Raw genomic sequence first — 25,716 nt, forward strand, 5'->3', positions numbered from 1 at the left:
ATTGTGCTTTTCTTTTCTTCATCTTACCTGTTTTAAAATCCATTGTCAAAATCTATTGAATCTTTTGCCAAACTTCATGTTGCTTCTGGAAATAGGTAACGATATCCAACTCAAAAATTTCCTGCAAGTTTTCTCTGGTGGCGATTTCCAAAAAGTCTCCTTGTTGAACGATTTCGCCATCCTTCACAAAAATCACCTTTTGACTTAACGTAATCGCTAATCGAATATCATGAAAGACACCAATAATCGTCTTTCCTTCTTGCTTTCCCCACTCTTTCAAATTTTGAATCAATTCTCGTTGATAGCGGATATCCAAATGGTTATTCGGTTCATCTAATAAAATGATTTCGGGGTTTTGGACAAATAGTCGTGCTAAAAATACACGCTGTTGTTGACCTCCTGACAGACGATTGACAATCCTATCCTTGAGCTCAAGTAGATCCATTTGTTCTAAACAATCTAAGACTCGCTTTTTTTCCTCGGCTAAATTCTGCGGAAACAATCCTTTTTGTTGATGATAGCACCCCATCATGACAACTTCAAAAACTGTGTAGTCAAACGCAACATTCGTAAATTGACTCATCATAGCAACCTTGCTTGCCAATTGCTTTCGTTTCGTCCGAGCAACCTCTTTACCGTCAATAGAGACGCTTCCTTCATAAGAAAGCACTCCAGCTATCGTCTTTAATAAGGTCGTTTTACCACAGCCATTAGGACCTAGAATGCAGACATGCGCACCCGTTTCTATTTGTAAAGAGAGATTTTTAAGAATCTTATTTTGCTGAATAGTCACAGAAGTTTTTTCTAAACGAATCATCCTTCTTGCCCTCTCTTTCTAAAATAGACATACATAAAAAACGGCGCACCAATCAGAGCAGTCACGGCCCCAATCGGAATTTCTTTGGGGGATAAAAGAGTCCGAGAAATAAGGTCTCCTACCACCATCAAAATCCCTCCAAGTAAAGCTGAGCCAATGATTAACCAACGATGTGTCGACCCGACAAACCGACGAACCACATGAGGCGCAACTAAGTCCACAAACCCAATTACACCAACAAAAGAGACCGCACTTCCAGCTAATAAGGTCGACAAGAGAATCACTCGAAATTTTGTTTTTTTCACTTCAACACCGGCCATCATCGCCTGCTCTTCTCCTAATCCTAAGACATCTAATGAAGAAGCATTCGCCCATAGTAAAAAGATACTCACAAGAGCAATTGGCAAGTAAATTTGTATCTTCCCCCAAGTGCTCCCAGAGAAACTACCCATTTGCCAAAAGACCAATTGTTTTAAATGATCTTGATATAAAGCGGTCAACATCGTCAATATCGCCCCAACAAATAAGGTCATAATCATCCCAACTAACACCACTGTCTGATTAGACATTTGACTATCCATTGACCGCGTAGAAACTAAAACAACCAGAACGGTCAACAAACCAAACAGGAAGCCTGTCGCAGGTAATAATAAACTGCCGACAAAAGAGACTGTAACACCTGTAATGATAATAAGTGCTGCACCTAATGAAGCCCCTGACGAGACACCTAAAGTATAGGTGGAAGCGAGTGGGTTTCCTAATAAGGATTGCATCACTGTTCCACTAACCGCAATTCCAGCGCCAACCAAATAAGCCATCAAAACACGTGGTAATCGGACATTTTTAACGATGCTCGTAACCATCTCATCAACTCCTGCCGTTTGATTGAATAGAATCTTCACCAAGTCAGAAAGAGGAATTGAGACACTTCCTATTTTAATACCTAAACAAAGAACGACTAGACTTAAAATAACCAAGATGAGTAAATTTCTCACCTTATTCATTGACAACCTCCTTATATTCTTCTGGATAAATCTCTTTTGCCATTTGTTTTAACGCTTTGACAATATGGTGATTTGGTAATGAGCTAGATGCATTGTCCACCTCATAAACAGCTTTCTCTTTGATTGCTGGAACTTGTTCCCAACCTTTACGATTTAAAATTTCGTTTACAGGATTGTCCATATAATTCACACTTGTCAAAATCACATCTGGTTTACTAGCAATCGCAGCCTCTTCTGTTACAGGAATCCAGCCATCTTCTTTAGAAAAGACATTTTCTGCACCAATCATCTCAATCATTTCGTTTAAAAAGGTCCCTTTACCAAAACTGTAAATCTCAGGAAGTCCGCTAATTTCAAACAGAACGGTTTTCTTATCTGTAATCTTTTCACCGATTGTCCGTACTTCATCAATGTCTTTTTTCATTGTTTCAACCAAAGCTTCTCCTCTTTTGGTTTCAGATAAAGAGTCGGCGATAAATTGGACATCTAGTTCAATGTCCTTGATGCTGGTACTTGTCGGAATGCTAACCACCGTAATTCCTGCATCTGCCACCTGTTTCCAAATATTTTCAGAGGCGGCTTCATTTACATCCGTAATATAAACCACTTGAGGCTGTAATGCAATTAATTTTTCTGCATCCACCGCCATCATATCAAACTGCGGCAAGTCAGCCATGTCGGGAAATAGTGTGGCACTTTGCGCATCAATCGCCAATAGTTGGTTCCCGCGATTAAGATCCTCAATCACTTGTGTCATAGAGGGGGCTAATGAAACAATTTTTGTGACTTTCTCAGGCAGAGAGATAGCATTTCCTCCACGATCTTCTTTTGGCAAAACGACTTCCTCCGTTTGCCCAGAAGTCGACTCCTTTGTTGCCTCTGTATCTGCCTTTGCACAGGCTGCTAACCCTACAAACAAACTCATTGCTAATATAACTAATTTAATTTTTTTCATTCCTATTCTCCTCATTTACTTTATTTTTTGCGGAATGCCGCAGACAACAAAATATACATGCTCTGCTTTTTTTCCTATTTTTTGATTCACACGTCCCAATACATCTTGAAACCAGCGCCCCATTTTTCTTTCAGGTACGACACCTGAACCGACTTCGTTTGTGACCATTAAAATCGGAATTTCTTGCTCACTTATCACTTGAAGAATCGTTTCCCACTCCTCATAAATTTGTTCTTCTAACTGGTTTAGACGACCAGTGGTTAACTCTTCAAATTCGATGGATTGTTCCTCTTTTTTTAAATAGTGAAAAAAAAGATTCGTGGTCAGCAAGGTCACACAGTCTAGTAAAAATCCATCATATCTTGCGTAATTTTCTTTTAAATATGAACCAATCTCCAAAAAACGTTCCTCTGTGTGCCAATTTTTATCTCGTTGTTTTTGATGACGTGCTACTCGTTCCTCCATCTCAGAATCAAAGAAACGAGGGACATTGGTCGCAATATAAGAAATATTCTTTCCTTCAAGCAGTTCCTCTGCAAAACTTGATTTTCCACTCTTTGCCCCACCGGTAATTAATGTTAAACTCAAAATTTTCTTCCTCGACTTTCTACTGGTTTTATCATTGTTAGTCCAGATAGTACAACCTCTGCTAAAATCAGATTACTCAGCGTCGCTAAACTCAACGGAACAAATAATAACCAAACGGACATACCTAGTAAAGGCATTAAGAAAAGGCTAGCTAGTGGTACATTAATTAAATAAGCCAATCCATCCGCTAACAAACGGCGCCCTCTTTCTTTACGCCAAACAGAACCATAAACAAATAGGCATACCCCCATCATTGCTGCTACCAGTAAATGGACAGGGAGGCTTAAGGGGAAGCCAGAAATCACTGCCGTCAACAGGTGTCCTGCTACCCCTAGAAAAAGTCCTATTACAGGACCAAACAACGCCGCCCCAACAAAAGCCGCTAATGAATCTAAGGCGATTGAGCCGAAAAATTTAATCATCGAGCCGACAATCATCAACGCTAATAATAAACTAACGGTCGTAAGCTTTTGAACTTTATTCATCTTTACAGAACTCATTTTTGTTTCCTCCAAACTAATTGATTGGTTTAACTAGTTAACGAATAGGCTCGTTTACGTAGCGCTTTTCTTCATTCATTCCACTTAACTTTTTGGAAGCCCTCTTTTTGACAGTCAATAACCGTCACGTTTCCTTGATCCAAATCAATCGCCCAAAAATCAATTTCTGGAAAAATTCCATGCAATAACACACGGATGGTCCCTAGGTGAGTGACAATGGCAATATCTTGCTTCAAACAAATTAGCTCTTGAAATCCATTAAGCATAGCTTCTTCGAACAGTTTAAATGGTTTAGCCCCTGGGGGTGTATAGTCAAAAGGGGCATCCAACCATGCTTGCCATTCTATGGGAAAACGTTCTTGAATTTGATCTGCATTTAGCCCTTCCCATAAACCAAACCCCCATTCATTCAAGTAATCTTTTTCCTGAATGCGATGTGTCGGATAAAGAATCTTTGCTGTTTCAATCGTTCGTTTCATTTTACTGCTAAACACTTGCTTAACTGGAAAGGCCACAACTTTATTAGCTGCTTGATGCGCTTGCTTTCGGCCTGTTTCATTGATAGAAATATCGGTTAAGCCATAAAACAGTTTCTTTTTATTATAATCAGTTTGACCATGACGGATAAAAGAGATTCTCATCCAATACCTCCTACTGCGCAAATAGTTAACAGGAAAACCACCGAACTAATCGGAGCAATAGCACCTAAAGTATCCCCACTGACTCCTTCAACTTTTTTATATACAAACATTCGATAAATCAAAGTAACACTGACGCCGGCTATATAAGCCACTAGCCCAGCTATTTGGAAAATAACTAACAACAGTCCCAGCGAAATAACTTGAGCCAAAATAATTTCCCAAACAGAGACCCCTTCCCAAGTTTTTCCTAACCCACTTTTAGATGCTCCTGCATAGGTCATCTTAAAAAACAGTAAGGTCAAATTATTTTTTGCTGCAATGTTCATTCCCAAAATCAATAAAACACCCTTTACTCCAACAAAATATGTCGTATAACTACTAAAAATGCTGAACATAAATAAATAATAAAAAAGCAGGGCCAACGCCCCCATTGTCCCTAGGCGGCTATCTTTCATTATTTCGAGCATTCGCTCTTTCGTCCTTGAAGAATACAAACCATCCGCCATATCTGCTAACCCATCTTGATGCATCGCTCCTGTAAACAAAACATCAAAAAACAAAACACATACGAAAGCAATAATCGGCGTAAAAATTGTGGCTGCCCCCCAATAAATAAACCCTTCGATTATTCCTATTAACAACCCAAAAATAGGTAAAAACTTACTTCCTTTTTTTAGTTGTACGAGCGGTTCATCCAACTCGATCGGAATCACTAGACGTGTAAAAAACTGAAAATAAGCAATCATACTTTTTATCATACCAACCTACTCTTTCTTCTAACTAGTTTACAAACCTTCCAAGAAATCTGACTTGAGGAACTGTCGATAAATCAACTTCTGGTTCCGCCGCAATCAATAGAGACGTCGAAGGTCCACCGCTCTTCACTAAATCAACCTCGGTGTCTTCAAATCGTACATACAAATGATGGGGCTTGCCCATTTCACCTGCTTCATATTGAATTCCTTTTGACCCCACAGGCAACATATCTAAAACGCCTGGTTGACTAAATAGCTCTTGAACACAAGCATAATCAACGATGGAATCTAAATGCTCTAGCACCTCTGCTCCTACTAGCGGTTCTCCTAGTAGCCAAAGAAGGGCCCCTGCCTTTAGCTGAGGACTAGGTAAAGTGGAGCATTTGCCAATAACTGTAACCCCAATACTCGTTGATTGAGTCAAGAAATTCTCTTCTGTACTTCCATTCAGTGGCAAATCAGAAAATGGGCTTGCTGCTAGCTCTGCTTTTATTCCTTGAATCATTTGCTCTCCAGTAGGAAACATTTCATTGCCTAATGTATCCACAATCATGACAGGTTGCGCGCCAATACATAACAATTCCAACAGTGGCACACGCAAACACATTGCAGCAACTAGTCGCGCATCTGATTGGATACAATCACCTGGCTTTTCACCCACCCCTGCACTACTATCACAGGCAACAGCAAGGTAGCTCTGCGAATCAAAAGGTACCAATGTAATATCGCGGTATTGCAACATTATCTCCTCCAAATACGATTTTTGCATACAAAAAACCTGCCTTCTTCTGATTGATAGAAAAAAGCAGGTATCGAATGTTACAAATAAATGTATGCCATCACCGAAGCCTCTTCTTTTTCCTACAAAAGAATGATTAGACTTATGAGCCGGTATCCTGGCTTAGCTTCACTTTACTCCCAACCCTTCCAGACAAATTCTGTGGTTTTGTTGGTTTCATCCACTATACAGTAGGTAGGTCTGCAGAGGATTCACACCTCTTTCCCTGACACTTCATAAGTACAATATTGTATCTTCGTTGACAACTAGTTTTTAAATACGCAAAGAGACCTCATTGTCTCTTTTCTTTATTATAAATTTAAATGACTATTTGTCAATCGAAGGATCTTGACAAATAGCGAGAATGGCGCCTAACCTCGCCAATATTCCACAAAAAAATCGACTGCTTAACTATTTTATCTGCTTTCAGACAAAAAAGTATTCTGGCAGTCGATTCATTAATTAAAAGTTGTCTGCCAAAAACTAGAGCATCCGTTCTATAGCATGTCCAAATTAATGATGATTATAACTTAGATAATAAAAACCAGAAACAAATAGTCCGCCTCCAACGATATTGCCTAAATAAACGGGCACAAAATTTTTGAGGAAGTCCATCCACGTGCTCCCACCTTCAAAAATTGAAGCTGGAATCACAAATGCATTCGCCACACTATGCTGAAAGCCAATTGCAACAAAGATCATTACTGGAAACCAAATACCCAAAATCTTCCCAGCACCATCTTTTGCCCCATAACATAACCATAAAGCAAGACCCACAAACCAGTTACAACCGATCCCTGATACAAACGATTGAAGAAATGAGTTTTCTACTTTATGTTGCGCCACACTGATGACTTGCGCTTGAAAATCTCCTGAATGTGTCAGCCCAACGAAATGACCGAAGAAGAAAGCGACAAATATAGCACCCACGACATTAGCCAAAGTAATAATCACCCAATTGTTTACAAGCTCCATCAAGGAAACCTTTCTTGCAAAAAACGCCGTACTCACAGCCATCATGTTCCCTGTAATCAGCTCGCCTCCAGCCAATAAAATAACAATCAGTCCGATAGGAAAAACGCTCGCTCCAACTAGACTTGCAATACTCGGCAGCTCAACTGAAATAGAAGCCGACACTCGAATATAGGCTAGATAGCCCAGTGAAATCATCGCTCCACCAATAAAGCCCAAAATTAATTTGGTTAGTAAAGGTTTCTCAATTTTCTGTCTTCCCATTCCTATACTCTGTTCTAAAATTTCGCTTGGATTTAACATTTTGACATCTCCTCATAGTTTGCATCACTTGGTTATTAATCTTTACTATTCTCTGAGTCTATCGAAAATAATGGCTATCATTAAGATTCTCAAAAAGTTTTTAAAAAATAACTAGTTACATTTTTCACAAAAGAACAGAAAAATTAATCACCTAGCTAGTTTACTACAATTTATGAGTGAGCTCAAAGGAATTTTTAGGGGATCGAAAAAGAATTTTTTTCGCTCACGAAAAATTTGTCATATTCCTTAAAAAAAATTATAAACAACGATGAAAACGAGAGGTTGGGACAGAAGTGTTTAACTCCGAGAAATAAGAAGGAATTCACGGAAATTGCTCTTCAAATTTTTGTGAATTTCAGCTTATTTCCGAAGGAGTTGCTTCTGTATCCACCGTTTATTCGGATAAAACAAGGCTGGAACATAAATCCACAAGTTATGTTCCAGCCTCTGTGCTTCCACCAAATATACAGATAAATTGGGCTTTCTGAAAATTTTCCTTACAATTAAATTTAGCGCCTAAGACAGCCATCATTTAATGTCTTAGACGCTATGTATCTGGAATATACCCTCTACTACTTGTTTTGCCATGCTCACTCGACTAAGTCTCCCTCTTTAATAGTTATAGTAACTCATGATCCACCCTGTTATGTGAGATCATGACAATCAGAACATTGTCTTTCTTCAACTCTAAGAGGATGTCTCTTAACTGATTAACACTCTCTTCATCCAAAGTATTAAATGGTTCATCCAAAAGTAGCAGCCTGAGGTTTTCCATTAAGGCTTGAATAATACTTTTTGTTTCATACCAACTGAATATTTACGAAATGTTTGCTTATCTACAGGCAATGAAAACCGATTCATCCATTTTTATCTCTTCATCTGTAACTTTTTTTGAAGAGAGGCAATAAATTGTAAATTCTCAAATCCTGTAAGATTGTTTAAATATCTTGGCATATCAATCAGAATTCGTATCTCTGGCGGAAAAGAAAGAGTGTCGCCTAGCACTTGTCCATCAATACTGACCGACCCACTTGTCGGGTAGATTAAGCCACTAATTGCTCGCAACAACATGGATTTACCACTCCCATTTTTACCAATAAAACTATAAATATTGCCAGATTTCAACATAAGATTGATATTTTGTAATACTTCATGACCCTGAATTCTTTTATAATAGTCCTTCAATCAATAAAGTTCAACATGAGTAATATGCCTGATAAATCATCGGGCCAACCAATCATAAGACTATTGATTACAAACAATCCAAGAAAAATTGAAATCACACTTACCGCAAGTAATGTGTATGCTCCAACTTGGTAAATATGATAGTTTCTCCTCGTCCCAAACCTCAAAGGAGTCACCACTTCAATCTCACTGTTAATAATCCAATGACCAATCAATAGCGGTTGTTCCTATCAGTTACGCTTAAAAAATGTTTGTTTTTCATATTAACTCGAAAATATTATTTTCAAACATAGTGTATCATCACTCTCTATAAAAAAACTATACTGTAATAGATAACCACTAATCAGTAACAGTTGGTAAACATTAAGATAGAATTAGAAACTACTTGTTTCATTGCATTCTAGTGATTTCTAGTTCATACTCACTTTAACGGACACTGAACTTTAATTACATAGATATCGTTAATGTTTACCAACCAAGCGTGCTCTCTTTAATCAAGTAGTCCCAATAAAATATACATATTCTACATCACTCTCTAAATTATTTACCTCAATTAGAAGCTCCCCTATTACATACATAATTTCAATTTTTTCGATAAGTAACCAAATATGACGGCTTACAAATTATTTATTACATAAGACACATATGAAAGTAAATATATAGTTTTTATTGGGGGGAAATTATGCAAATCGCTATTTATGAAGAAAACCTTTTTGATTTAAATCTGTTGGAAGATATTTTAAATCGAAACACGGTAGAATATACGGCTTACTCAGATATAAATCGTTTAAAGCGCGATGTTGAGGAAAACAACAAAACATTTGAATTGTATATTATAAGCCTCGAATCAGAGGGCTATCAGATGATTGATAGGATTAAACAAATCCGAGATATTTCTCCCAGCTCTCTTATTGTGTTCCTGACTGATTCCAATAAATACATGCCTTTAGTATTTGAGATTCGAACATTCGATTATCTCCAAAAACCTATCACGAAACAAAAGATTAGCTTAATGTTACAGAGAGCCGCACATTATCTTGAAATAGATAAAAAATATTTTCACTTTACCTACAAAAGAGTCGGTTATGTTCTTGATATTTCAAAAATTATCTATTTTGAAAAGAAAGGTCGAACAGCCTATATTTATCATGCGGACGGTCTGCTAAAAACCAATATGACTATGCAGGCTATTTTAAACGAATTAGATGAAAAGGCATTCATCAGAATCCATTCTGCTTATATCATTAACTTAAATTACATCCGGTGTTATACCTATACGTACATCCTTATGGAGAATCCCTTTTCTGAAATACGTTCAAATCTAACTGCCTCTAGCGATCTACAGCTTCCCGTTAGTCGAGCGTATAAAGATGTGACAATGAAGAACATCGGAAACTTTCTAAACAAAAAATAAGTAAAAACAGACACATGGCGAACAAACGTAAGTGCCTAATAAAATAGTACCTACACGCCAAATAACCCAAGTCTTATACTAAGCTTAGGTTATTTGGTCTATTTGTAAGTGGTTGTACATAAAGCTTGAACGTCTGGTTTCCAAGGAAGTAAGGCATCTAACCCTTCATCTGATAGCGTCTCCATATTTGGCACGCGATCAAATAGGAATTCTATATACCGAATCGGGTCGAGACCATTAGCCACTGCCGTTCGATAGATACTCAAAATCACGCCTGATGTTCGTGCGCCTTCTAAACTACAGGAATGCATGTAATTTTTTCGCCCAATCACCAGCTCTTTTATGTGACGCTCGGCCAAATTATTACTTAATTCCAATCGTCCATCCTCAAAGATTCGCTCAAAACCGCTTCGTATCTTCCGTACATATTCAACGGCGTTCGCTAGCTTCGATTTGGGGACGGCAACGAACGTATCTAACCATTCATAAAAGTTATTCACTAATGGCTTCAGATAAGCTTGACGCTTATCAAAACGATCCTCAATGGTGACTTCCTTCCATTTACGTTCCAGCTCGAACCAGATGTCAAGCATTTTCACAGCGACAACTGCTGGCGTATGTTCGGCCTTACCATTTTTTGGAATGGCTTCAAAAAACTTTCGACGTGCGTGCGCAAGGCAATAGACGAGCTTCACATCCGTTACATAATTATACCCTGCATAGCCATCACAATGAAGATACCCCTTAAAGTCAGACAAAAACTCTTTCGGTACTGTCCCAGATTTAGACTCTGCATGATGGTAATAGGCAATAGGCTGTGCACTATGTTTCCCGGTTGAGAAGAGCCAGTAATAGGTTTTTGCTTTTTTACTCTGAATCACTTGATAGCTCGTCTCGTCTGCATGAAGAATCTCTTCTTGATTCAAATAATGTTTGAATCGTTCGGCAACCGGATCTAACGCATGATGACAAGCTTTGATATGCCAGTTTGTCATATTATCGCGTGAGATATCGAGTCCGAGTGTTTCTCGCCAATAAATTTCTTGGCGATTCGCTGGACTTTTTTGACCGAATTTTAGACGGATTGTTTCCGCAATAATACTGTTTGAGCCTAAACTATTTGGGACGACTGGTTTAGGAACAGGTGCCTTCTTATAGGAAGAAACATCTGCCTTTTCACATGCCTTACAACAATAAGTGTGTTGAATGTGAGCCAATCGATCCAACATTGCTTGATGGAATCGGACCTCTTCACGTAATTTTGTTGTACCGATATCAATCATTTGAGTACCACACTGTTCACAAGAACGTTCTTCTTGTGGAAGTTCATGGTGTATTTCAGTTAAAGGAAGGTGCGCGATTTTCTCAGCTTTTTGGCCACTCTTCCTTTTAGACTTTTTTTCAGGGGCCGGTTTTTCTTCTTTGGGTACGGTAAATATAGAGGCCTCTTCGAGTTCCTCTGTGAATAAATTTAATTGACCACTAACATCTGAGGAAATAGTTTCCTTTGAGCGCCCGAATTGGCGATTCATAAAGTAGTTGAGTTTTTCATTCAGTAGTTGAATTTCGGTGGTTAATGCTTGGTTGGTTTTCTTTAGAGAATCAATCGTTTCAGTCTGATTTTTTAAAAGTTCAAGTAAGACATTTACATCAATCTCAACGTTATTTGTTGAACTTACATCTGTCGATATATCCAAAAAAATCCACCACCATTCTATCTATTTTCCTTCCCTTTATTATACCATTTTTTAGAACAAAAAAACAGATAAAAACCGCATTAAATCAATGTTTATTACGGTTTTTATCTATTAGAATTGGCCTCTTTTCCCTGGCTTTATCGCCCTGGGTTGATCGATGTCCAACCCTTCAAATAACCAACGAATTTGTTGACTAGTTAGTTGTCGAACCTCTTCTTTTTTTCTAGGCCACTTGAGTCGGCCATCTTGAATCCTTTTATAACATAAGAGGAAGCCGTCACCATCCCAATACAAAATTTTGAAACGATCACATCGATTACCGCAAAAAAGGAAGAGGGCATCTGAATAAACATCTAGCTCGTACTCTTGTTGGATGAGACTCGCCAATCCGTCAATTCCACGACGAAGGTCTGTTTTCCCAGTGACGATATACAAGTTCTTTACTTTAGTGAAATCAAGAAGCACGTCATCTCAACTCCCTAAGCACTGCGGCAAGAATATAACTACTGATACCATTATAAAGATGTATTTCAGAGCCATCTTTTCTTTTTATTCGTGCAGCTAGCTTCGCACTCGCTACTTTCTGATTTTGTTTCTGGTCTGGCTGTGTATGAATCTGAATGGGTACAATTTCGTTTGTCTTGGTCAAACAAACACCTCCAATTTACTTGTTAAGCCAAGTATACTCGGAGGTGTTGCTTAATTATAGGTACCTAGTTATTAGGCACTTACGAACAAACCATCCCTGTTCCTAACTTCGATGGTTAATTAATCTGAGTCCATAAAAAAGAGCCTCTATATCTTGAGGCTGCTGAAAAAATCCGGATTCTCTCTTGTAAAAACGTTTATAAGCTACAGGACGTCTCTTATAAAGATACGAAACATCCTGTAGCTTATAAATAAATCGCACAATTCACGCTAATTTGTATCCTCTTCATCCGAGATAACCAAACAAAATTTTTTGAACAAATTATCTGATGGTCATTCGTGACTTGAAAATAATGGACTGCCTTTTCAATCACTATTCTGTCCTTTCGCTAATACGATCAAATATAGGAAAACAAAACCAATGTGCTCCCTAAAAATAACTTTGCATGACTTGTTGTTGAATTGATTGAATCCAGGTTTCTTTATCTAATTTATTTTCTATATTTAGACAAGCAGATAACGCACCTAACACATGACTATATATCAAGTGTTCTGTTTGCTGAGACAAATCTAGTCCATCAATACTCTGAAGATATTGGCGATATAAAAATTTCTGGATTCGTTCATTTGTCATTCGATCAGTAAGTAAAGATAAATAGACTGTTGGTTTTTCATAAAGAAAACTACCCAAAGCACTGATATAATCCATCAGTGATACATTCTGAGAAAAATATTCTCGATGAATACCCGAAAGTATTCTTTGAATCAAAGTTTCTTTCAATACTTCTATATTCTCAAATTCAACGTAAATAGGTTGTGTTGAGCTTTCCATCACTTTTGCTAGGCCTCTAGCTGATATACTGCTATATCCTTCTTGCATAGCTATTTTATAAGCAGCATCGATAATGTGGGTCGATGTAAATTTTCTTCTTCTCATGTCTAGTCCTCCATTCTGTGACCTATTCATTATGAATAAATTCAATTCTAATGTTTTTCTGATTACTTAAACTTAAAGGGCCCCCTACAAAAATTTATTGTGCTATCATATATATTGAAATTGGCGTTTCCTCATTTAGTTTGTATCCAAATTGCTCTTTTGCATACGTTTCATAGCTCATTTCTGCAATCTCTATTACTTTTTCCTCTGCTAATTTTCCTTTTAACTCAAGTAAAATTTGAAGTCGCGCATCATATCCCTGTAATTTTCCAATACTCCAAAACATGTTATGACTAGCAACCTCTTGTATAGTTACTTCGATAGATTCACAAATCTCATCTATTTTTTTTGATAATTTAGGATATCTTTGTTGAAAATGATCATCTTCATAAATCATTTTGAAGTGTTTTAAATAATCTGAATGAGTTAACTCCATTTCCAATCCCCCTACTGCTACAGTGTTTCTTGTATACTAAGTATAGATTTGATTGAGCAGCTCCCATAGTCCTCAACTGTTCTAATAAACTTTCCCTTCTACCATCTTCTTTGTAACAAATCCAAATGTCCGGCTATCAATAGAGTGCTCCGCGTTATCGCCTAAAACAAAGTAACAATCAGCGGGAATTCGACTAAACCCTTGAATACCTTTCAATTCTTCCATTTTCAACTCGATTGAAGTCGTTCCGTTTGGTAGCTTATTTTCAGAAGTAGAGACAACTGTAGCCGTCTTAATATAAGGATTGATGTACAAAGTGTTTTCCACTAACCAAATAGCATCCCCAGGCATACCAATTACTCGCTTGACATAGGTTTCTTTCTCACCTGCTAGCTTAAACAGTATAAGCTCCCCACGTTGAATCGTTTTTGTTTTTTCTGTGAGGACAATTTCTTTATCATTTAATGTCGGAATCATAGAAGTTCCCGATACTCGATGAATACGCAATCTAAACAAGATAAATAGAAGTATGAACGCACCCAAAGTTACTAGTAGACTCTCAAAAATTCGTTTCAGCCGTTTTTTTTGAATTTGACGCCTTTTTTTTTCCTTTAAGTAAGCAGCCTTACGTTTTTTGTACGTAATGCTCTCTTCTTTGGTTTGACGTTTCTTTTTTCTACGTTTTTGTGCGTCCTTGTTCTTAGTAACTGTCGTAAGCGAAAGAGGGGCTGTAACTATTGGCATGCTTTTATCTAGCTGCTTCTTTTTTGGCCTTTTTCTTGATAGCTTTTCATTATCCATCCTCTCAGTTACTCCCTTCTAGCTGTCTGCATTAAAATCACTCCGACAATCTTCTCTTTTGACACAGGGCCAAAGTATCGGCTATCTGTCGCATAAGCTCTGTTATCACCTAACACATAATAAGTATTTTCAGGGACTGACTGAATCCCTTCGACTTCTTGGTCCGAAGCCTCACTAGACTGTACAGAATTTTCTGCTTGTATAGACTCTTTGGGCAGATAAAACTCAACTCGTTCTTCGTCATTAACATACAGTTTGTCTTGGCGTAGCTCGACTTTTTCACCAGGTAAACCAATCACGCGGCGAACTATTATATCCCCTTTTTCTGTATAAAAAGCAATCAACTGATAGCGCCCTATTTCTTTTTGACGGTTGATAATCACTAACTCTCCATCAGCTAAGGTAGGCAACATACTATATCCATATACCTTAGTGACTGAGAAGAAGTAGAAAAACACTCCTCCCATAAAAAGTAAGCCACTGCCGATGGAAACAAGTGCAAGACGAATCGTTTGCCTGCGTGCTTGTTTCCGACGTTTCTCTATCAGCCAGCGTTTTTTGCGCAAATAGTGCGCCCGTTCACGTTTGGCTAACCGCTGTTCTTTAGTCAACTCAGCTTTCTTTTGCCCCGTGCATCTAGTTGAATGGATGTTCTTACTTCTTGGCCCCTTACTCAGTTGTTCGTTACATTCTTCCTTCATAGACGATCACTCTCGTTTCGATAATGCGTCTTCTTTCAAGTTAAAGTGCTCCGTCACTTGTTTCTGAATTTTTAGGATAGCTTCTAAATCCTTTTCATAACTCTGACGCCTTTCCGGTTCCTCCAATACATAGTTCAGTTCACCAGAAATATTTAACCCAAATTCTTTCATTTGTTTGTAGTATCGATTTAATAATCGCTGCCCCTCAACATTGATTCGGCCATCTGCCCGTTTAATCCCGAAGCTCGCCATTCGACCAGAAAGTTCTGTAATATTGGTTCGCGCTCGACTCGGATCCTCCTCAATTAAAGCTAACTGCCCCTTTATCTCTGTCGTTAAATAATACCCACTCACAATTGCTGCTGTATCTTCTTTTGAAAGAGCCGTAGACTGATAATAACGTCCACCAAAGCCAGCACCTACCAACAATAAACCAATCAGAAACAAGGAAATGGATGTGCTTCGCTGCTTTTTTATCGTCTGTTTGAGCTGCTTAATTTTTCTCATCCACAGACGCTTTTTCTTTTTTCTTTTTGGTGGCGTTATGCCTAAAAGTCGGTTGAGCTCTTTTTTTGTGTAAACTATGCGGATGAAAAAGAACACCCCAAATACACCACATAAAATAGAAATACTGATACAAGCAATAAATACCCAATCGATAATGCTCATATTCTTCTCCTCATCTTCTTGTTTCTAACTTTAGAAAGGGTGCCTATCGTCATTTATTTTTTGTTTCTTTTGCTTGACGTGTTGCACTCTTTGTTTTCTTTTTTTCTGGTCTTGATTCTTTTTCGTTTACAGACTTGTGGGCTTTTTTTTGACGTTTGCGTGCCTCTGCAAGTTTTCTCTGTTTCTTTTTATTCAAAGTACGAATCCCAAAAAATACCGCTACTGAAAGGACCACTCCACCGCCTGCTATCATAGCGATTAATTGCCAATCAATCCCTCGCTCTTGAATCACACCAACATCTTCTTGGTTAAACTGGTCAGCTTCTTCTTTTGTAATAGTGAATTCTTCGGTCCATTCCCATTTCTTCTCACCGATTTTAGCAACTATTTTGGCCCGGTAATCTCCTGCTTTCATCTCTTCGCCTTCTAAACTTACAGGAATGGTGATTTGAGAATTTGGTGCCATATTCATGTTACTTTGTTTCTTGTCATACAAAACTTCATCTGAATCTTTACCAAAGATTTGAGCTTCTACACTCATATCAGAAACAAAGATGGCATTGATATTTGAATAATTAATAAAGATAGAACCACGATAATTACTCAATCCAGCGTATACTTTGTTCATTTTTAGTTCTGGCTGAACTGGCGTACTAGTCTCCTTTAATAAGACACCAATCAAGTTCGCATAACGATTGATGATGGTCGCATTTTTATCGACTTCACCCTGATCTTTCATCATCATACGAATTCCTCCCGCAATCACCCCATCGTAAGACACTTCAGGCATGGTAATTTCAACAGGAATCTTCCCTTCACTTTTTGCTTTCACTGTAATTTCTGATGGAACCTTCACTAAATCAACAAAATCATATTTTAAAGATGAATCTTTTGCGACGATACTTGGTCCCCACTCTAGGACTCCTTGTGAATTCGTTTTTGTACTATTTAATTCAACTACTAAAGTCAGTGGGTTATCACCTGTATTTTTTATGATAATGTTAACCGTCTGCTTTTGACTCGGGGTCATCTTTAAATCCAGTCCTCCCCCTTCAGCAATTTGATTCTCTGGATACTCGATTCGATATTCAAATCCTGTCGGGTTGTTCTCGGTAGTTGTATTAGTTGATTCCTTTGTCTTCTCATCTGCATGAGTAACACTAGGTACTAAAAATATGCCACATAGGACTGTGAGCAATACAATAATTTTTTTCTTCATAAGTCCTCCTTTTTCATTCGAGATTAAGACACAAAAGCTGCCTGATTTTGTCTCTCAACCTACTATGAATAAATAGGGTACAGGATTTCTCCTGTACCAACTATTTTTTTCTTTTTAACTAAATTAAAATTATGCTTCTGAACCAGTTGCTGGAAGTTCAGCGATTGACCAAGTAATTTCAGCTTGGTAAGTAGTTGCTACTAATTGTGCTGTATGTGGCACAGTTAATGACACAGATTCTTCAGACTGAGTTTTTCCTTCAACTGAACCAGCTTTAGTGATGTCACCAAATTTGATATCAAATACGCCGAAGCCTTTTTCACCTTTCGTAGACAATACCGTTACTGAGTCGCCAGCTTGTGTGTCAGAAACTGTTCCAGTTGCTGCATTCGGTGCTACAGTGAATGCTGTCATGAATACATCATCTGCTCCAGTAAAGTCTGGTTTATTCTCTCCATTTGTTTCTGTAGTTACTAATTCAGCATTAGCAAAATTTACTGCAGCCCCTTTAAGGAAAACTTCTGGATCTGTAGCTGATGTGAATTGTTTTGTTAATTGTGCTGATACTGTGTAATTATGGTCTTTAACCCCACGAATATCACGGAATTTCACAAAGTTTTCCATAGTTACTTCTTGTTTAGAATTTGTTCTAGTTGTAGTAAAGTTACTAGCATAGTATGTTTGCTCTTGTGTGAATGTACCAATTTTATGTTCTTTGAAATTTAGTGGTGATGCAGCAATGACCATTAATGGGCTCCAGTCTTCTGGAGTGCTTGGCTCATCAATTTTGTCTTCTTCACCATCTTTACCAGGGATATGCACGTCTGGTTCGTCGTTCCCTTGCGTATAAGTAATTGATCCTGTTCCTGTTGCTGGTACTGGATTTTCTACTGGTGCTGCTGAAGCTCCTACCGGTAATAATACTGCTGAGCTTACTAATGCTAGTAAAGCTGCTGAACATAGTGTTCTTGTTTTCATTTTGTTTCCTCCTATTATGTATAAAAAATATTTATGGTAGCTCGGACAAGGTCCAAGTTAACACCGTTTGGTAAGGCACTGCTTTTTTTTCTGTTTTTCCTGGTACGAGTAGGGAGACAGAATGATTTACGTATACATCCTGTTTATAGACGGGATCCGTCACGGGCTTCTTATCGACCAACAGTTGTTCCAATGAAGAATTCATTGATTGATTGTTGGTTTCAGAAGCGCCAAATGAGATTAACCATGTGCCTTCCCCAGCTCCTGGTTTAGCAGTCGCTAAGTCATAGGTCGTACCTGGCATCATTTCAATTACATCTTTTTGGACCTCTGGCTTTCCAGTTTCTTGGTTTGCTGAGTTAGCCCATGAATGGTTCAATGAAATCACTGCGCCATTCAAGATGATATTTTTATCGTCTGGATTACGAAATTGATAGTCTTGTGAAAGCTGTAATGTCCAACCTTTACCGGTTCCTCTGAAATCACTAACTTGTACATAATTCGCACGGGCTGGCGTCTCATCATGAAACAATTGGGCTTTGGCTGGATACAACTGATCTTCAGAAGAAATAACTTGCTGATTAAAATCCAATGTTGGTACATAATCAATTCGTAATGACTTCCCAGCTGTCTCACTCTCGCCTGGATTGACAATTTTCCCAGGATTTTCTGGGTCGACTCTCTCCCAATCGTATTCGCCAGAAAACGTAATTGTGCCATTATTAGACACGCTTGAATTTTCTGAAGCACTTTGAACGGTTACAGCCAGAGGACCCACTAACGTAACTGCTAGTGAACCAAGTAAGAATGTTTTAAGAGAGATGTTCTTCATCCTGTTGATCCTCCTGACTTTTTCGTTTAAAAACTATGAAGTAGCACCCTATAAATAAGAGAATTACTCCACTAATCCAGAGACTTTTAGTTACCAATTCCCCAGTTTTTGGAAAACTTTTCCCTGAGGGACTCGGCGTCGGTTTTTTATCGACGGGAGTTGGCTTGACTACCCCAGGTTTCTGGCTTCCTTCCACAAAGGAAATGGTTCCTCGGCTTTTTACCGAACCGCCATCCTTTTCATTTGCATAGCTAGAGTTTGTATACAAGAGCAACGAAAAAGAACAGAGTACGATAATAAGCATCGACTGAACGATTTTTTTCATTATAAATACCCCTTATCTATTCTTTAGGCAAACTATTAGCAGCTGCTGGAAGTGGCGTATTTTCAATATTCCACTCCATCACCGCTTGATAATTCCCTGTGCTCTCTACTTTTCCAGCAGGGACGTACAATTCAAAGCCATCTGTTGTTTTGGTATCTGACCAACCATTGCTTAGGTTAAATATCCCTGAGGCATCTGGCTGGGTGTACTCATTGCCGAGAATTGGCGTAGCTTGCTCGTTTAAGATTATTAAATCATCACCGTTTTTGAAGCGTATAGCGTTTTTCAAAATAGAAGAACCTAAAACGCCGTTCTCATTAACTACTGTCAATTCTTGCGTCAATTTCACCGTAATATGCCATGGTGCTTTCTGACTAGCTGAACGTGTGTCCTCAACAGTTAAAGGATTGCTGTAGACAGGCGCTGTCACGTATGTCGATTTCTCATTGATTTTATGGATATCAAAATCAATTTTCTCCGGTGCAGAAACAAGAGTTAACGAACCACCAATAACAGGCCCGCCAGGATTTTCAACGGCTTTTGCAGTCTCAACCTCAAAGGTATTGTAAGTCGGATTCGTTACATTACCTGGAACAAAAGTCCCTGCTTCCTGTGGTGTGAAGCCAATCGCTTTAGCTTTATTTGGGATAATCTGTCCATTCGCACTCTGCTTAACAGTCGCTTTAAATGTTACTGTTTTTTCAGCTTGTGTTGCCAGATTACCGATTGAAATAGTTAGCTTACGTGTTGCTTCATCATAGACAAATGCTGTACCAGCTGGAGTAATCCCTGCTGTTTCTACACTTGTTGGATCAAAGTCAAGATGTTCATCTAAAATATCTTCAATCTTGACATCTTTCCAGGTCGTTTTAAAGAACGCGTCCTTGGTATTCTTCACCTTAATGGTATAGAGTAACGTATCCCCGACTTGCGTAGTTTTGCCACCAGTTTCTAAAGCAACAGATTTCGTAATCGTCGCAGAGTCTGGTAGAACGTCCATAACAAAGTAAGATGAAGCAGCTTTGAATGTTGCGTCATGATAAACTGTATCCATTTCTGGATTTCGGTTTCCTGTAGCAGTACGTGTTGCTTCTAAGCCAGTCGTGTTAAAACCACCCGGTAGTGTTGACGTATCTTCAAGATAAATCGTCAACATATCACCAAATTCCAAATAAAATGGTAAATTGTAAACCCAGTACCCAGAAGAGGTTACTGTCCCTGCATCCATCAACCAACCACCATTAATGGAAATCTTCACTTTTGCATTTGGTTCTGCACCAAGTGCATAAATCATTTTATCCGCATTAGTAATTTGAGGATTCAATAACTTGATTGGTTCAGGTGGAGTAACATCTATAACGGTTGTTTCAGTTTTTTGATTCTGAATCAACGTTCCACGTTTCGCCAATGCAGAAATTTTACTTCCTGCCTTGTTAAAGACAGTATCAGTCACTTTTGCTACACCATTCGCATCTGTTTTTGCTACGTGTGTTTTCCCAAACGTGTCGACAAAAGTAACCTCAGCTTGGTCTTTTGTCGCATAGACAGGTTTATCTGTATAATCGACAATTACTTTCACTGCATAACTCTTGTCAGCATCGGTCACAGGTAGCCACTCTACTTCAGGTGACATCTCAGTTTTGTTAACTGTATAAGTCGTTGCTTTTTTGAATGTTGCATCATGGTAATTGACCGCTTGGCTTGGATTTCGGTTTCCAGAGCTTATTCTAGTTCTCTCTAATCCTGTCGTATCAAATCCACTTGGCAATGTCGAAGTATCTTCTAAATAAATAGTTACTGTATCGCCATTTTTAAGTGATTGTGCTACTTTATAACTCCATGTTCCATTAGCCGCCACAGTTCCAGCATTTATCAGAGTCCCACCATTAATTGAAATTTTCACTTTTGTTTGCGCTTCAACACCCGTTGCCGTTAAGGTTGGGGTTCCTGCTGCGATTGCATTTCCAGTCACTCGGAGTGGCTCAGGTGGGGTAACATCGACAACTGTCGTCTCATCTATGACTTCTTGAATCCATGGACCACGTTTGGCTAAAGCTGTAATTTTCCCACCAGCTTTGTTAAATTTGGTATCTGTGACCTTGGCATAACCATCAGCATCTGTTTTAACCACATGTGTCTTCCCAAAGGTATCAACAAAGGTTACTTCTGCTTGATCTTTTGACGCATAGACTGGCATCATAACAGCATTTCCATACTGGTCAAAAGAATCTTTTGGCGTATAACCTATGATAACTCTAACCCCATAAGTTTTATCCGCATCAGTTACCGGTAACCATTCAGTCATCGGTGCCATGTTCATTCCAGAAATCCGTCTAAATCCTTTATTGGTTAGCGAGGCTAATACACCCCGTAGCCCTGCATCACTTGAACTCGGCGTTGCGCCAACATATTTAGCACTTGCAACTTTTTCATATGTATAATCAGACGGTCCTAAAACAGCACTTGAATTTTTCCAGATGTCAATATCGGAAGAAATAATCTCGAATGAGTTTGAAGCATCCGACCCTAAATCAAGTACTCGACTCTTAACATCCAAATGACCATTTCTGTTCCGAATATCAAATGCTTCAGGCGAATTAAGGATAAACTTGTTGTTTTTTTGGACATTTGCATAGCCATCCATATCAATTATTCCTTGACCAGATATAATAGCTGCCTTTGCCTCTGTTTGACCAACAACGTACAGTCTAGAAGTTGGCATTGCTTCAAAAGTCGCGTTACTTGCTTCATAAGCCACAACAGAACCACCACCACGGCTTAAAAGATTAGCCGTAGCTCCTGCTTTTAAAACAAACCCAGATTTATTATCATCGAAACGTACCGCATTCCCTTGCATGTTAGCGTTGAAAGTGGCATTCTCCCCAATAGTCATTGTTCCATAATGTTGGTAAATAGCAGGATATGTAGGCCCCGTACTTGTATTTCGAGAGTAAATAAACGAATTTTGACCTACAGTGTATTCTCTTGTTCCACCGGTATCATCAGCATCAGCTGGATGCTCAAACCATAGAGTAGAATAATCGTAGTGTGTACAAGTATTCAGCCAAAACGTTCCGGGCTCAGCAATAACACTCCCTGCATAGAAATTTTCTGCAATCGTTGGCATTTCATTATGACCATACATCGTCACTTCGCCAGAATAAGCGCGCGCTAAACGAGCTACCCCACGAGCAGTTTGAGGATCATGAATCGTTTTGATATTTCCAAAACGATAATACCAATTTTCACCAGTATTGGTTGCAATTCCATCACCACTGATAAATGACCATGAACCAGCTTGTTCAGGAATTGACAGCTTTCTCCAACCAGAAACAGTACTTGAATCACCATACTCATGCATCCCTTGAGCAGCCACAATATCATGCATATGGAAAACCGCGCGACCCTTTCCATTTTCAGTGAATGAACTTGGTTTAAGATGGGTTTTCAAGTTATGCCCTCTTTCTAGATACAGGGTATATCCTTGTCCATCAATCTCGATAGATTTTGTTCTCTCAGTTAACCTTGTAGCAGTTCCTGTAGAAGGATCTGTGATATTCCCTTGCAAAACAATTTTTGTCGTTGTTTGATCATTATAGGCACTGTAAAACTGAGCCCAAGTCGACACATTTTTCACATTAGCATTTGGATTAAAATTTCCATGTTGTGAATTAAATGTTGCATTTCGTGCGGCAATCTCTGCCGCAGTTGCAGGAATAAACTTACTTTGAGTTGCCTCAGCATAGATAGCTGCTGGTGTTGCATGTTCTGTCTTATCACCAATCGACTGAATATGCTCACTGATTGAAGGTTTGCTTGGTAAATATTGACTTTCAGACTCTTCAGTCTTTGTAGTTTCTGTGGTCTCACTTGTAGACTCAGATACTGTCGAACTTCTCTCAATTCTACTGGACGAAGACTCAGTTTCTTTAGGTTCTTTCCAAGAGACAACCTCTTTCTCCCCAGAAATCAGTGCTGCCGTTGCCTTAGAAAAGTCTTCTGACACAACAGGAATTAGATGCTCTTTTTGTGTATTAGAGAAGGTAAAGGTAATTGTTTCTAAGCCTTTTTCTCTGTTTACTTCGAAGCTTGAAAAGTTTTTTTCAGATTCTACTACGTCTGCTTCATCAGCTTCTTCTTTTGCAGCGAATTCTTCGTCTACTTCCATCCCTTTTAGTTTCAATATGTATTTTTCGTCATTCTCTTCTACCGTAAGCTTTAAAGCATAGCCATCCTCTGTCTCAATTAGAGACAACTGGTACGGCTCTTCTTTTGCTTGAATTGGTTGAATCCCTTTGACAAAAAATAGCCCAATCAATGTACATGCAACAAATGCTACAAGACTTAAATAATAGATTTTTCCATTCTTTTTCATTTTTTCACCTCCTTTCAAGTATCACCACTCCCCTATCTTTTATAAAAATTCTATATCCTGACGATATACTTATAAAAAAACAAAAAATAACTAATTTACTTATAAAAATTACTTAAGAAAATTCTAGCTCCACAAAACAAGAAAATTAAGCGAATACCCTAATTTTCGGCGAATAAATACTACACAATTTTCACCAGTTCAATTTATAGATTTTCTCAATGAAATGAGATAAAATAACTTATCTGTGCTAATTGAACTCATAAAAAAACATTTAAATTTTTCTCTTAGAAGAACTAAATCTAAGAAAAAACAGGTTGTTCCTTGATATACAAGGGATACGCAAAGAGCTGACGGCTTACCTGACGGCTATTAAAACAAAGTGCGTTCATTTGACTAACGCTTTCATTTTTTTTATTTTTTTAAATTAATTGATTTACCCATTTTTTTCGCTGACTCATGAGTGAATCAACATACACATCCAAAGTCATTTTGGCTGAATGATGTCCCAACAATGCACTAACAGTTGCGATATCTGCTCCTTTTTCTAGTAATCGTGTAGCAAAGGTGTGACGAAGCTGATGGAAATGAATATTTGATAGTTTAAGAATAGATAAAATTCTCTTGAATTGATAAGTAATCGTTCTAGGTTCTATGAAACGCCCCTTCTCACCCACAACATAAAGACTAGTGGCTTTTTTCTTCTTCTGCTTTAAGATTTCTAAAATTTTATCATTTAAAGGAATAATTCTATGTGCAGAAGAGCTTTTGGCTGTTCCTTCCATAATTTTACTCCCTTGCTCTGAGTCAATGTACGGAAGACGTTGCAACGTTCGAGATACTTCTATTTCTTTTTTTTCCAAATCTATGTCTGCCCATTTCAACGCACTAATTTCACCAATTCTCATGCCCGTATGCAAGGCCAAAAGGATAGGTAAGCCTTTTGGGTGGTTATTGGCCACTTTCTCTAAAATCACTTGTTTTGCCTCAGATAATGCGCCAACTCTCTTTTTTGTTTCCTTTGGAAGAACAATTTTCAGCGTGGGATCAGTCGACAAAAGATTTTGTTGTAGTGCTTCCTTTAAAGTTCTCTTTAAAATTTGAACGACAATCCGAATAGTCGTAGCACTTAACCCTCTTTCATTCAGGTCATCTATAAAGGCTTGTACTCTATCTGCGTTAAGCTTTTTTAATGGTAATGATTCGAAATAAGGACATACATAATGTGTTAGTTTATAGCGATAACTTGCATAAGTGGACATCTTCACGTTTCGACAAACAGGTCCAACTAACCACTCATTAATCCATTGTGCAACTGTTCCTTGATAGTTACTGGAAAAGAGATTTGGTGTACGATATTGATATTTTTTTTCTTGAAGCTTTTGTCGAACTGCTCGAAATGTTCGATCATATACATAACCAAATTGGGCCTTTCCATTTGAATGTCTTCCTTTAATATAGCGGCCTTCCCAGCGTCCATCTTTTCGTTTATATATGTTTTCTCCTTTGCGTGCCATAATAATTGTTACTTCCTTTCTCATCTTTTTATTGACGGCTTAATTGACGGCTAAAAAAACAAATTAAAATAAGAACAATTTTTGTTAATTAGTAAAAAAAGAACAAATAAATAAAAAATAATACATGTTATTGACAAATATCCAAAGATAACGTACTATATTTTATGGACTAGTTAGTCATTTCAATAAAAAAACAGAAAATATTCTGTTTAAACAACCTGTTTTTTCTTAGATTTAGTTCTTCTAAGAAATTTTTTTTATTTAAGTTCTTTTTTTTAGTATAGCTTTGTAGCTAATTTAACAGAGGGCAATAATTTTTTTCAAAAAAAAAATTATTGAATTCAATTTAAAAAAAATAGTTCTCTTCATGAAATTTATGCAAAAAGTCCTGCAGTCCTAATAGAGAAATCAGTTCAAACCAGCTATTTTCCAAGTATGTACAACTGATTTGAACTCATTTAGCAATAAGAGGCTGGAACATAACTTTTTAAGTCAAGTCCCAATCTCATTCTCACTATAAAAGCAGCATGCACTCTATAAATACGCAAATTTTAAGTGCAGGAAACCACTTAATGAAAGATATCTATTATTTATTTTTCGACCAAGCTAGTGCAGACGTAACAATGAGCTGGGCATAATATTTACGAAAAAATTTGGCAGAGAGGCTAAATA

At 38.0% G+C, this 25,716-nt stretch carries 25 protein-coding genes, 1 pseudogene and 1 riboswitch; of the genes and pseudogenes, 2 read left to right on the forward strand and 24 right to left on the reverse strand.

The features are described from left to right. Nucleotides 1-52: 52 nt before the first annotated feature. From IGI37_RS16230 to IGI37_RS16270, 9 genes are all read right to left on the reverse strand, one after another. Nucleotides 53-817: an ABC transporter ATP-binding protein gene (locus tag IGI37_RS16230; RefSeq protein ID WP_438763101.1), complete on the reverse strand. Its 765-nt coding sequence runs from the start codon at nt 815-817 to the stop codon at nt 53-55. Continuing rightward, the gene (locus IGI37_RS16235; RefSeq protein WP_438763102.1) at nt 814-1,821 is read right to left on the reverse strand and encodes a FecCD family ABC transporter permease; all 1,008 of its coding nucleotides are present in this window, start codon (nt 1,819-1,821) and stop codon (nt 814-816) included. Before IGI37_RS16235 ends, IGI37_RS16230 begins: the two co-directional genes overlap by 4 nt. Next, nucleotides 1,814-2,776, reverse strand: a complete 963-nt coding sequence (locus IGI37_RS16240) for an ABC transporter substrate-binding protein (RefSeq protein ID WP_438763103.1) — start codon at nt 2,774-2,776, stop codon at nt 1,814-1,816. The genes IGI37_RS16235 and IGI37_RS16240 overlap by 8 nt, the downstream gene beginning before the upstream one ends. A gap of 15 nt (nt 2,777-2,791) precedes the next feature. Then, nucleotides 2,792-3,364 (reverse strand): bifunctional adenosylcobinamide kinase/adenosylcobinamide-phosphate guanylyltransferase, encoded by a 573-nt coding sequence (gene cobU, locus IGI37_RS16245; protein WP_438763104.1) that lies wholly within the window; start codon nt 3,362-3,364, stop codon nt 2,792-2,794. Next, nucleotides 3,361-3,864: an ECF transporter S component gene (locus IGI37_RS16250; RefSeq protein ID WP_438763106.1), complete on the reverse strand. Its 504-nt coding sequence runs from the start codon at nt 3,862-3,864 to the stop codon at nt 3,361-3,363. The genes cobU and IGI37_RS16250 overlap by 4 nt, the downstream gene beginning before the upstream one ends. Before the next feature lie 71 nt (nt 3,865-3,935). Beyond that, a complete protein-coding gene (locus IGI37_RS16255; RefSeq protein WP_438763107.1) occupies nt 3,936-4,505 on the reverse strand; it encodes a histidine phosphatase family protein in 570 nt (189 codons plus the stop codon). After that, the gene (gene cobS, locus IGI37_RS16260) at nt 4,502-5,263 is read right to left on the reverse strand and encodes an adenosylcobinamide-GDP ribazoletransferase (protein WP_438763108.1); all 762 of its coding nucleotides are present in this window, start codon (nt 5,261-5,263) and stop codon (nt 4,502-4,504) included. Before cobS ends, IGI37_RS16255 begins: the two co-directional genes overlap by 4 nt. Nucleotides 5,264-5,285: 22 nt before the next feature. Then, entirely contained in the window at nt 5,286-6,002 is a 717-nt protein-coding gene (locus IGI37_RS16265) for a hypothetical protein (protein ID WP_438763109.1), read from the reverse strand. Nucleotides 6,003-6,129: 127 nt separating this feature from the next. Continuing rightward, a riboswitch (cobalamin riboswitch) is annotated at nt 6,130-6,291 on the reverse strand. A gap of 260 nt (nt 6,292-6,551) precedes the next feature. Further along, nucleotides 6,552-7,313 carry a formate/nitrite transporter family protein gene (locus IGI37_RS16270; RefSeq protein ID WP_438763111.1) on the reverse strand — a complete coding sequence of 254 codons (762 nt, stop codon included), beginning with the start codon at nt 7,311-7,313 and terminating at the stop codon, nt 6,552-6,554. 255 nt (nt 7,314-7,568) lie between these two features. Here IGI37_RS16270 and IGI37_RS16275 point away from each other — a divergent pair. Continuing rightward, nucleotides 7,569-7,718: pseudogene (locus IGI37_RS16275) on the forward strand (DUF3788 family protein); the annotation flags it as partial. A 462-nt stretch (nt 7,719-8,180) separates the two neighbouring features. On the opposite strand, the gene IGI37_RS16280 reads toward IGI37_RS16275, so the two are convergent. Further along, a complete protein-coding gene (locus IGI37_RS16280) occupies nt 8,181-8,498 on the reverse strand; it encodes an ATP-binding cassette domain-containing protein (RefSeq protein WP_438763113.1) in 318 nt (105 codons plus the stop codon). A gap of 682 nt (nt 8,499-9,180) precedes the next feature. Between IGI37_RS16280 and IGI37_RS16285 the strand changes: the two genes are divergently transcribed. Next, nucleotides 9,181-9,912, forward strand: coding sequence for a response regulator transcription factor (locus IGI37_RS16285; RefSeq protein ID WP_438763114.1), 732 nt, complete (start codon nt 9,181-9,183; stop codon nt 9,910-9,912). A 98-nt stretch (nt 9,913-10,010) separates the two neighbouring features. Here IGI37_RS16285 and tnpC read toward each other — a convergent pair whose 3' ends face one another. From tnpC to IGI37_RS16355, 14 genes are all read right to left on the reverse strand, one after another. Beyond that, nucleotides 10,011-11,603: an IS66 family transposase gene (gene tnpC / locus IGI37_RS16290; RefSeq protein WP_438763647.1), complete on the reverse strand. Its 1,593-nt coding sequence runs from the start codon at nt 11,601-11,603 to the stop codon at nt 10,011-10,013. A gap of 117 nt (nt 11,604-11,720) precedes the next feature. Further along, nucleotides 11,721-12,074 carry an IS66 family insertion sequence element accessory protein TnpB gene (tnpB, locus tag IGI37_RS16295; protein ID WP_438759491.1) on the reverse strand — a complete coding sequence of 118 codons (354 nt, stop codon included), beginning with the start codon at nt 12,072-12,074 and terminating at the stop codon, nt 11,721-11,723. 1 nt (nt 12,075) lies between these two features. Continuing rightward, complete coding sequence (locus IGI37_RS16300; RefSeq protein ID WP_438760623.1) at nt 12,076-12,258, reverse strand: hypothetical protein; 183 nt, start codon at nt 12,256-12,258, stop codon at nt 12,076-12,078. Nucleotides 12,259-12,687: 429 nt separating this feature from the next. Continuing rightward, entirely contained in the window at nt 12,688-13,194 is a 507-nt protein-coding gene (locus IGI37_RS16305; protein ID WP_438763116.1) for a TetR/AcrR family transcriptional regulator, read from the reverse strand. A 94-nt stretch (nt 13,195-13,288) separates the two neighbouring features. Next, nucleotides 13,289-13,630, reverse strand: a complete 342-nt coding sequence (locus tag IGI37_RS16310) for a DUF7006 family protein (protein WP_438763117.1) — start codon at nt 13,628-13,630, stop codon at nt 13,289-13,291. A gap of 81 nt (nt 13,631-13,711) precedes the next feature. Then, nucleotides 13,712-14,431: a signal peptidase I gene (gene lepB, locus IGI37_RS16315; RefSeq protein WP_438763119.1), complete on the reverse strand. Its 720-nt coding sequence runs from the start codon at nt 14,429-14,431 to the stop codon at nt 13,712-13,714. Nucleotides 14,432-14,439: 8 nt separating this feature from the next. Further along, a complete protein-coding gene (lepB, locus tag IGI37_RS16320) occupies nt 14,440-15,132 on the reverse strand; it encodes a signal peptidase I (protein WP_438763120.1) in 693 nt (230 codons plus the stop codon). 6 nt (nt 15,133-15,138) lie between these two features. Continuing rightward, complete coding sequence (locus tag IGI37_RS16325; protein WP_438763121.1) at nt 15,139-15,801, reverse strand: hypothetical protein; 663 nt, start codon at nt 15,799-15,801, stop codon at nt 15,139-15,141. Nucleotides 15,802-15,850: 49 nt separating this feature from the next. Beyond that, on the reverse strand, nt 15,851-17,020 hold the full coding sequence (locus IGI37_RS16330; protein WP_438763122.1) for a DUF916 and DUF3324 domain-containing protein: 1,170 nt from the start codon (nt 17,018-17,020) through the stop codon (nt 15,851-15,853). Nucleotides 17,021-17,149: 129 nt separating this feature from the next. After that, the gene (locus IGI37_RS16335; RefSeq protein WP_438763123.1) at nt 17,150-17,998 is read right to left on the reverse strand and encodes a WxL domain-containing protein; all 849 of its coding nucleotides are present in this window, start codon (nt 17,996-17,998) and stop codon (nt 17,150-17,152) included. A 31-nt stretch (nt 17,999-18,029) separates the two neighbouring features. Then, the gene (locus IGI37_RS16340; RefSeq protein ID WP_438763124.1) at nt 18,030-18,830 is read right to left on the reverse strand and encodes a WxL domain-containing protein; all 801 of its coding nucleotides are present in this window, start codon (nt 18,828-18,830) and stop codon (nt 18,030-18,032) included. Then, the gene (locus IGI37_RS16345; RefSeq protein ID WP_438763125.1) at nt 18,811-19,155 is read right to left on the reverse strand and encodes a hypothetical protein; all 345 of its coding nucleotides are present in this window, start codon (nt 19,153-19,155) and stop codon (nt 18,811-18,813) included. The genes IGI37_RS16340 and IGI37_RS16345 overlap by 20 nt, the downstream gene beginning before the upstream one ends. Nucleotides 19,156-19,171: 16 nt before the next feature. Then, complete coding sequence (locus IGI37_RS16350; RefSeq protein WP_438763126.1) at nt 19,172-23,530, reverse strand: pectate lyase-like adhesive domain-containing protein; 4,359 nt, start codon at nt 23,528-23,530, stop codon at nt 19,172-19,174. Between the two features lie 419 nt (nt 23,531-23,949). Next, nucleotides 23,950-25,044 (reverse strand): tyrosine-type recombinase/integrase, encoded by a 1,095-nt coding sequence (locus tag IGI37_RS16355; protein ID WP_438763127.1) that lies wholly within the window; start codon nt 25,042-25,044, stop codon nt 23,950-23,952. Between the last annotated feature and the right edge of the window lie 672 nt (nt 25,045-25,716).

Source organism: Enterococcus sp. AZ194, from assembly GCF_051713825.1.
Classification (GTDB): domain Bacteria; phylum Bacillota; class Bacilli; order Lactobacillales; family Enterococcaceae; genus Enterococcus_K.

Excerpts from the sequence above, each read along its gene's own strand:
- IGI37_RS16230 (WP_438763101.1), bottom strand. The coding sequence starts at position 817 with ATGATTCGTTTAGAAAAAACTTCTGTGACTATTCAGCAAAATAAGATT.
- IGI37_RS16235 (WP_438763102.1), bottom strand. The coding sequence starts at position 1,821 with ATGAATAAGGTGAGAAATTTACTCATCTTGGTTATTTTAAGTCTAGTC.
- IGI37_RS16240 (WP_438763103.1), bottom strand. The coding sequence starts at position 2,776 with ATGAAAAAAATTAAATTAGTTATATTAGCAATGAGTTTGTTTGTAGGG.
- IGI37_RS16250 (WP_438763106.1), bottom strand. The coding sequence starts at position 3,864 with ATGAGTTCTGTAAAGATGAATAAAGTTCAAAAGCTTACGACCGTTAGT.
- IGI37_RS16255 (WP_438763107.1), bottom strand. The coding sequence starts at position 4,505 with ATGAGAATCTCTTTTATCCGTCATGGTCAAACTGATTATAATAAAAAG.
- cobS (WP_438763108.1), bottom strand. The coding sequence starts at position 5,263 with ATGATAAAAAGTATGATTGCTTATTTTCAGTTTTTTACACGTCTAGTG.
- IGI37_RS16265 (WP_438763109.1), bottom strand. The coding sequence starts at position 6,002 with ATGTTGCAATACCGCGATATTACATTGGTACCTTTTGATTCGCAGAGC.
- IGI37_RS16270 (WP_438763111.1), bottom strand. The coding sequence starts at position 7,313 with ATGTTAAATCCAAGCGAAATTTTAGAACAGAGTATAGGAATGGGAAGA.
- IGI37_RS16285 (WP_438763114.1), top strand. The coding sequence starts at position 9,181 with ATGCAAATCGCTATTTATGAAGAAAACCTTTTTGATTTAAATCTGTTG.
- IGI37_RS16305 (WP_438763116.1), bottom strand. The coding sequence starts at position 13,194 with ATGAGAAGAAGAAAATTTACATCGACCCACATTATCGATGCTGCTTAT.
- IGI37_RS16310 (WP_438763117.1), bottom strand. The coding sequence starts at position 13,630 with ATGGAGTTAACTCATTCAGATTATTTAAAACACTTCAAAATGATTTAT.
- lepB (WP_438763119.1), bottom strand. The coding sequence starts at position 14,431 with ATGGATAATGAAAAGCTATCAAGAAAAAGGCCAAAAAAGAAGCAGCTA.
- lepB (WP_438763120.1), bottom strand. The coding sequence starts at position 15,132 with ATGAAGGAAGAATGTAACGAACAACTGAGTAAGGGGCCAAGAAGTAAG.
- IGI37_RS16325 (WP_438763121.1), bottom strand. The coding sequence starts at position 15,801 with ATGAGCATTATCGATTGGGTATTTATTGCTTGTATCAGTATTTCTATT.
- IGI37_RS16330 (WP_438763122.1), bottom strand. The coding sequence starts at position 17,020 with ATGAAGAAAAAAATTATTGTATTGCTCACAGTCCTATGTGGCATATTT.
- IGI37_RS16335 (WP_438763123.1), bottom strand. The coding sequence starts at position 17,998 with ATGAAAACAAGAACACTATGTTCAGCAGCTTTACTAGCATTAGTAAGC.
- IGI37_RS16340 (WP_438763124.1), bottom strand. The coding sequence starts at position 18,830 with ATGAAGAACATCTCTCTTAAAACATTCTTACTTGGTTCACTAGCAGTT.
- IGI37_RS16345 (WP_438763125.1), bottom strand. The coding sequence starts at position 19,155 with ATGAAAAAAATCGTTCAGTCGATGCTTATTATCGTACTCTGTTCTTTT.
- IGI37_RS16350 (WP_438763126.1), bottom strand. The coding sequence starts at position 23,530 with ATGAAAAAGAATGGAAAAATCTATTATTTAAGTCTTGTAGCATTTGTT.
- IGI37_RS16355 (WP_438763127.1), bottom strand. The coding sequence starts at position 25,044 with ATGGCACGCAAAGGAGAAAACATATATAAACGAAAAGATGGACGCTGG.